This is a genomic window from Actinophytocola sp. (genome assembly GCF_036378875.1).
GTDB lineage: Bacteria > Actinomycetota > Actinomycetes > Mycobacteriales > Pseudonocardiaceae > Actinophytocola.
On sequence record NZ_DASUVO010000163.1, the window covers coordinates 22,621 to 29,858 of the forward strand.

The following is a 7,238-nucleotide window of genomic DNA, read 5'->3' on the forward strand; positions in this document are numbered from 1 at the left end:
AACCGTGTCCTCCCAACGCATCCGTACTGGCCTGGTGGCCCTCGGCATGCTTCTGTCCTCGGCGGTGGTCATGCCGCCGGCCACTGCGGCCACCACCGACGGTGGCCTGGCCGACCTCCCCGCCGTCACACCGGTGATGCAGTGTGCCGACGTCACGGGCCTCGACCTCAGCCGCGCCGCCGGCACCACCGTCACCATCAGCTCGGCGACCGTGGTGACGACGGGCGCGCCGGCGCCGTACTGCGAGGTCCGAGGCACGATCGCGCCGGCCAACACCATCGTGGTGCGGCTGCCGGTCGACGGCTGGACCCAACGCTACGTCCAGACGGGCTGCGGCGGCCTCTGCGGCAGCGCCAACATCAACTACACACAGGCGGCGACCTGTGCGCCGATCGCCGACGGCACGATCGCCAGCGCCACCACCGACATGGGCCACCAGGGCCAGAACGACGGGTCGTGGGCCGCGAACAACCCGCAGGCCCAGATCGACTTCGCCTACCGGGGCGTGCACCTCACCGCACTGGTCGCCAAGGCGCTCATCAAGGCCTTCTACCACCGTCCGCCGGCCTACTCCTACTTCAACGGCTGCTCGGACGGCGGCCGTGAGGCACTCATGGAGGCCCAGCGCTTCCCCGACGACTTCGACGGCATCGCCGCCGGCGCACCCGCCAACAACATGGCGGTGCAGAACACCTTCCACCATGCCTGGAACGTCCTGGCCAACAAGGACGCCAGTGGCAACTTCATCCTCCTGGCCAACAAGCTCCCGCTCATCCACGCGGCAGTTCTGCGGGACTGCGACAACCTCGACGGCCTGACCGACGGTCTCATCGACGACCCCCGGCGCTGCGACTTCGACCCGACCACCCTGGTGTGCGAGACCGGCCAGGAGCCGGCCACCTGCCTGTCCCCGGACGAGGCGACCGTGGTCCGCCGGTTGCACGACGGTGCCGTCGACGCCCAGGGCCGCCGCCTCGAACCCGCGATCGCGCACGAATGGGGATCCGAGCTCGAGTGGACGTTGTTCGTCCCCGCCCGCCAGGGCCAGACCGTGGCCAGTGAGAACTTCGCCCTGTCCTACCTGCGTTACCTCGCTGACCCGAACAACCCGCGGCCCACCTACCAACTGTCCGATCTGGACTTCACCGTCGCGTCCTTCTGGCAGACGGTACTGCCCTCGTCCACCTACATGGCCGCACTGGACCCGAACCTGCGCGCCTTCCAACGCGGTGGTGGCAAGCTGCTGTTGTGGCACGGCTGGAACGACCAGCACATCTCACCGCAGAACACCCTGCTGTACTACGACGCCATGCGCCGCACGATGGGCGAGAAGACCGTCGACCGCTTCGCCAAGCTCTACCTGTTCCCCGGCATGGCACACTGCGGCGGCGGCGCGGGCCCCAACACGTTCGACGTCCTCACCCCGGTGATGTCCTGGGTGGAGAGCGGCACGCGACCCGGCCGAATCGTCGCCGGCAACGCCACCCGCACCCGACCGGCCTACCCCTACCCGACGGTCGCCCGCTATGACGGCACCGGCAGCGTCGACGACGCCGCCAACTTCGTTCCGACCACCCCCACCACCATCCGCAACGACGACAACTGGGTGGGCCAACGCCTGTTCTCCCACGGATACCAGACCACACCCCGCGTGGTGAACGGCAAGCTCGTGCCGCGCTGATGAAAAGTAGGGTCGAACGACCCTTTTCCTGAGGAAATCCTGCGGCATTCTTGACGCCATGTCTTCGGCGAGGTGGTGGGCCGCGGCCGCGTGTTTGTTCGCGGTCGCGGTCACCGCCCTGGTTTGCGTCCTCGCGCTGTTCGACGGACTGCCCACCGCGGACGCCGTGGCCAGCGTCGTCGGGGCGGCGGCCGGTGTGGGGTCCTTTCTGCTGGCGGGCGTGGCTGTCGTGGTGTCGCTGCGGCAGGCTGGCGGCCCGGAGGACGCACGGGTGGCGCAGGCGCTGAACTACCTGGCTCGCGTGGTGCACCGGCAATGGACGGACGAGGCCGCGATCCGCCACGTGCTCGATCCGGACCCGATCAAGGTCGAGTGGGAGCTGACCGCGCGGCCGGTGTCGGCGAGCATGTCGGTCGTGTTCAGACGAGCGGAGCGTGTGTCGCCTCGCGGTGGCGCCCGCGAGCTGACGACGTTGTTCCGGCGCCTGCCTCGCCACCAACTCGTGCTGTTGGGTGAGCCCGGCGCCGGCAAGTCCGCCCTCACCATCCTGTTGGCCGTCGGGCTCACCGAGAACCGGGAGGCGGACCGGCGAGCCTTGGTGCCGGCGATCATTCCGATTGGTGGGTGGGATCCCGACCGTGAACATCTTGACGCGTTCGTCGTCGCGGCACTGACCAGGGAGTACCCGTTCCTGCGGGCCGACGCCGGGCACGGCGCGACGATCGCGGAGCGCCTGCTGCTCGACGGCGCGGTCGTCCCTGTCCTGGACGGTCTTGACGAGATCCCGCCCGCGCTACAGGCAGCGGCCTTCGCGGCCGTCAACCGCGCTTTCGCTGGTGACCGCCCCATGGTCCTGACCTGCAGGGGCGAGGAGTACCAGCGCGCGGTGGAGGAAACCGGGCAGCTGCTGCCGGCGGCGGCCGTGGTGGAGATCGCGCCGCTGCGGGTACCGGAGATCATCAAATACCTGTCGGCAGGGAGCGTTCAGACAACCGACCGATGGCAACCTGTCTTCACGCACCTGCGAAAGCGGCCACGGGGGCCCCTCGCGGAGGCCTTGTCGACACCGCTGTTCGTCACGCTGGCGCGGACCGTGTTCGTCGAGCCGACCAGCGAACCGTCAACCCTGCTGGCGTACACCGACCGGAGAGCGGCGGAGGACTGGCTTCTCGACCAGTTCCTGCCAGCCGCCTACCGCAAACATCCGGCGATCCGGCTCAGCGGGGTGACGACCAAGGGGATCCGGGCCCGGCACTACCCGTTGTCTCGGGCGCGGACCTGGTTGAGATTCCTGGCCGTGCACATGAGCGCCGCCCATACCCGCGACCTCGTCTGGTGGAACCTCGCCAGCACCTTGCCCGCCAGAGGGGTGGGGATCGCCATGGCGGCGCTCATCACGCTTCCGCTGCTCGGCCTCGCGACCGTGTTCCTGCCGCTGCAGTACGCGCTCATCGCCTGGCTGCCCGTAGCGGTCGTCGTCGGTGTCTCCGCCGGGGCCTCGGTCAATGCCGGGGCGCCCCAGACCCTGACGTGGCGGCTGGATCGGTCCCGCCTTCGTGACGCGCGTCCTGAACTGCTCCTTGTCGTGATCTTCTCGGTTGGCCTGTTCTCGGCGAACGGCTACCCCGGGGCGGGGATCGCGGCCGCGGTGGCCGGTGTCCTCCTGCTCGTGGTTCCCGGCTGCCTGGTCGCCTCCTCCGACACCCGCCGTGCCGTGCTGCCAAGCCGTGTGCTGCGCCAGGACCGGCTCGCGATGATCGGCATGACGGTGGCGGTCACGTTGCTCGGCGGCGCCGGTCTGGCCCTCGTGCTGACACTTGCTGGCGCGTCAACGAAGACCGCGTTGGGCGGTGTCCTGATCGGGCTCGTGGTCGGGCTCATCTTCGCCTCGGGCGGAAGCTACGGCATCTTTTTGGTGGTTCGGACCTGGTTGGCCTTGCGTCGTGACCTGCCATGGCGACTACAGCGCTTTCTCGACGACGCCCACCAACGGGAGATCCTGCGCCGGGTGGGTGTGCTCTGGCAGTTTCGGCACGCGCGGTTGCAGGACCGCCTTGCCGGGATGGAGTTCAATCCCGGCGAAGCGCAGGAGACCATACTCGTGTCGCCCAGCGAAGCCGAACAGCCGGCCGCCGTGCGGATGCCGCCGATGCGGGAACGGATCAAGTGGGCGCTCGGTGCGCTGGCGATCGGTATCGGGATCATCGGCGTGCTGTTGTGGAGGGGTTGGGCGACGCGGAACGCCCTGTTGACCGGCGGTACCGCGGCATTGGCGCTCGCCGTCATGGCGTTCTACTCCCACGACCCACCGGAACAGGAAAGCGTCGAACCCGACGATCCGGCACCACCGGAACAAAGGGCCAACTTCTGAGTGCCCTACGCGGTGAGTTCGTGGAGCGCGTGGCGGGCCGGTAGCAGGACGCCCGCCAGCCCGGCCGCGTTGCCGAACGTGTGGACGTTCTCCAGCCGGTCGGTGAGCCTGTCCACCGCATCCCGGGCGGTGTCGGTCGCGGCCTCGAAGTTCTTCTCGCCGGCGCGGTGGCCGTCGCCGAGTAGTCGGAGCACGTTGGCCAGGCTGTCGAGCACGGTCGCGAAAGCCTTGCGGGAGGTGGGATCGGGGTACTCGAACGGTCGCACGTGGTCGGTCATGGTCCTGGCCGCCTCGACGATCTCCGCGAGGTACGGCCAGCTGTTGCGGAGGTTGGTGAGGACGGTCTGCCATCCGTCCGTCGGGGTCCTGAACACGAAGGCGGGTCTTCGCACGTTCATCCGGCTGCTTTCCCGGCTCAGCTCGATCGCGCGTTCCGCCTGCCGGACCAGGCTTACCGCACCGTTGGCCCGTCTGCTCCACCCGTCGGCCCGATTGGACGGTTCGTCCCGGTGGAACGCCTCGGCCATCTCGGCGAGCAGCGCGGCCATGTCCCACGCGAGCCGCTGGGTCGTCTCCTGCGCCCGGCCACTGTAGACCGGCGGGAAGATCAGTCCGTTCACCGTGAGGCCGATCGTCACCCCCAGCACCGTCTCGACCAGACGGTCCAGCAGCAACGCGCCCTCCTGGGACGTGCCCCAGGTGATCAGCAGCAACGCCGTGATCCCGATCCAGGGCCCGCTGTCGCCGAACACGCGCCACTGTCCGATGAGCAGACCGGCGAACACGGCCACGGCCACCCCGAGCACCTGCCACGGCAACAACCAGTCGACCGCCACGGCCAGCAGCACGGCAACGACCACCACGGCGACCTGCTGGCACGCTGTCCGAAGTGACCGGTACACGGTCGCCTCCACGATCATCACCGCCGCCCACGGAGCCAGAAGTGCTTGCGGCAGACGAAACACGTACGAGGCGGCCACCCACGCCAGCACCGCGGCCAGCGCCGCCTTCGCCGCCTGCGAAAACGCCACCCGTTCCGCCCCGGAGTCGCGCACCGCCCGCCCCAACCACCGCACCGGCGTCATGACAGCTCTGCCCACCCGAGTCCACTCCGCACCCACCACCCCGGACGGTTACCCCGTTTCCGTCCTCGGCACACCCCATCACGGCGGTATTCCGGCGAAAGGTGTGGAATAGCATTTCTCCGAACGCGGTGGAACATTGGCGAAAAGGGGTCCAAAAGAGACAATCTCGGGACGTCCGATCAGTTGTTTCGACATTGTTTCAATTCGCTGCTATGGCATGCGTCATGCGCTGGACACATCCCTCGCAATTCGGGCTCGCGGGAAATGTTTCGGTGACGTCGTCGCGCTCGACCGCATCGATCTGGATGTGGGCCGGGGCAGATCCATGGGCTGGTCGGTCCGAACGGTGCGGGGAAGACGACCTTGCTCGGCCTCCTGTTGGGGTTAGCGGTCGCCATGATCCAGAAGGACAGCGCGGCCAGCCCGATGCGGGCGGCGTTCACGCAGCGGCCCGACTACTCACCGTTCGACGCCGTGGCCGAACCGGATCTCGCTGACCCTTGGCCTGGCCACCCAGCCAGCCTGCGGTGCCGACGTCGTCGCGCCCCAGGACGCAGCGGCACAACCGTCGACGACGGTGCCGGCGGACAGGCGGCAAGTGGCGGCGCAGTGGCAGGAATGGCAGTCGCACCAGCGTCTGACCGGCCCGAACGCCACGGCCGACTACGTCAACCCCGCGCAGATGAACCACTTCACGTGGTACCAGACGCACGGGTGGACACGGCCCTATCCGGGCGAGGGCAAGGTCTACGCCCCGGACCAGGTGCCCGGCGCCTACCTCCCGGCGCCGGAGTCCGACGGCTGACCGATCAGCTCACGACAGCCCTGGCCGGTTGGCCGGCCAGGGCTGTCGTGACCCATGGTGTGTGATCGGATCGTTTGGGAAGGGGGAGGGGCCGGGTACCCGGTTCATGGCGCATGCTGAACTTCCGTCGGTGGGTCCGAAGGAGGTAGAGCGGTGGCGACTGTCGACACGATGTGCGCGCCCGCTCCGGTAATGCGCCGACTTGGGGAACGGTTGGGTGCCGAACGGTCGGACGTGCCGCGCAGCGTCGTGGACGAGTGCGTGCGGCACGTGTGGGCCGGTTTCGAGAACGCCCGGGTCAAGGCCTTCGTGCCGATCCTGGTCGAGCGTGCCGTGCGGGCCCGGGTCGGGTGGCTGGTCGAGGCCGGTGACGTGTCTCTGGGCCAGGTGTCGCTGCCGACGTGGGCGTGGCTGACGGCCAGACGTCTGCTGGCCCGCGAGCTGCCGCGCCGGTGGGCCCACACGTGTGGGGTGGCGCGCCGTGCACAGCTGATCGCACCGGCGTACCCGGCGGAGGAGCGGGACGTGCTGGTCGCGGCCGCGTGGTTGCACGACATCGGTTACGCCTCCCCGGTCGCGGTCACGGGTTTGCATCAGCTGGACGGCGCCAGCTACCTGGTGGGGCGGGGAGTGTCGTTCCGGGTGGGCGCGCTGGTGGCCCACCACGCCGGTGCGGCGGCGGTCGCCGACCTGGTGGATCTGGCCGACGGACTGGCCGTGTTCGACGACGAGGAGAGCCCGGTCCGGGACGCGTTGTGGTACTGCGACATGACCACCGGTCCGGACGGCCGCGCGGTGACCTTCGACGAGCGGATGGCGGAGCTGCGCAGGCGTCGTTCGGCCACCGACCCGGTCGTGCGCGCGTTGGAGGTCAACGAAAGCGAACGCGCCGCCGCGGTGCGCCGCACCGAGGAGCACCTCCGCCGCGCCGGCCTCGTGTCGACGGCTCTCCTGTGGCGCTGACGCGTGCCTACTAGGCCGATACCGAACGGGACCGCGGCGGAGCGCGCCGGTGCCTCGTTCCGTGGCGAGGGCCTGGGCATGTCGTAGACCTACGATCCCGCCTCGTTCACCCCCGAACGCGCCGCGGCCGCCGTGCGACCGGGGTGTGGCCCGCGTCCTCAACGGCCTGACCGGAATGTCGTCCGGCGGGCGACAAGGCCTCCCGTCACTTTCCCCGATACGCCAACAGTTCCGACACCGTGACGAAGCGGTATCCGTCGGCCTTCAGGCGGCTGATGATCGGTGTGACGGCGAGGCGGGTTTGGTCCCGGTCGGCGTACATGCCGTGCAGCA

5 protein-coding genes are annotated in these 7,238 nt (G+C 69.2%); 4 read left to right on the plus strand and 1 reads right to left on the minus strand.

Features of this window, described 5'->3' with window-relative positions; all coding sequences use genetic code 11:
- The first annotated feature begins 4 nt into the window (after positions 1–4).
- Both VF106_RS45505 and VF106_RS45510 read left to right on the plus strand, forming a co-directional pair.
- Positions 5–1,681: a tannase/feruloyl esterase family alpha/beta hydrolase gene (locus VF106_RS45505; RefSeq protein WP_330846302.1), complete on the plus strand. Its 1,677-nt coding sequence runs from the start codon at positions 5–7 to the stop codon at positions 1,679–1,681.
- A gap of 58 nt (positions 1,682–1,739) precedes the next feature.
- Entirely contained in the window at positions 1,740–4,052 is a 2,313-nt protein-coding gene (locus tag VF106_RS45510) for a hypothetical protein (protein WP_330846303.1), read from the plus strand.
- A gap of 5 nt (positions 4,053–4,057) precedes the next feature.
- Here the strand turns inward: VF106_RS45510 and VF106_RS45515 are convergent, their stop codons facing one another.
- The gene (locus VF106_RS45515; protein WP_330846304.1) at positions 4,058–5,152 is read right to left on the minus strand and encodes an FUSC family protein; all 1,095 of its coding nucleotides are present in this window, start codon (positions 5,150–5,152) and stop codon (positions 4,058–4,060) included.
- Between the two features lie 562 nt (positions 5,153–5,714).
- Here VF106_RS45515 and VF106_RS45525 point away from each other — a divergent pair.
- Entirely contained in the window at positions 5,715–5,942 is a 228-nt protein-coding gene (locus tag VF106_RS45525) for a hypothetical protein (protein ID WP_330846307.1), read from the plus strand.
- A 153-nt stretch (positions 5,943–6,095) separates the two neighbouring features.
- Positions 6,096–6,905 carry a three-helix bundle dimerization domain-containing protein gene (locus VF106_RS45530; protein ID WP_330846305.1) on the plus strand — a complete coding sequence of 270 codons (810 nt, stop codon included), beginning with the start codon at positions 6,096–6,098 and terminating at the stop codon, positions 6,903–6,905.
- Positions 6,906–7,238: the final 333 nt, after the last annotated feature.

What these genes read in the sequence shown, in the direction of transcription:
- VF106_RS45510 (WP_330846303.1), top strand. Translation starts at nt 1,740, where the DNA reads ATGTCTTCGGCGAGGTGGTGGGCCGCGGCCGCGTGTTTGTTCGCGGTC.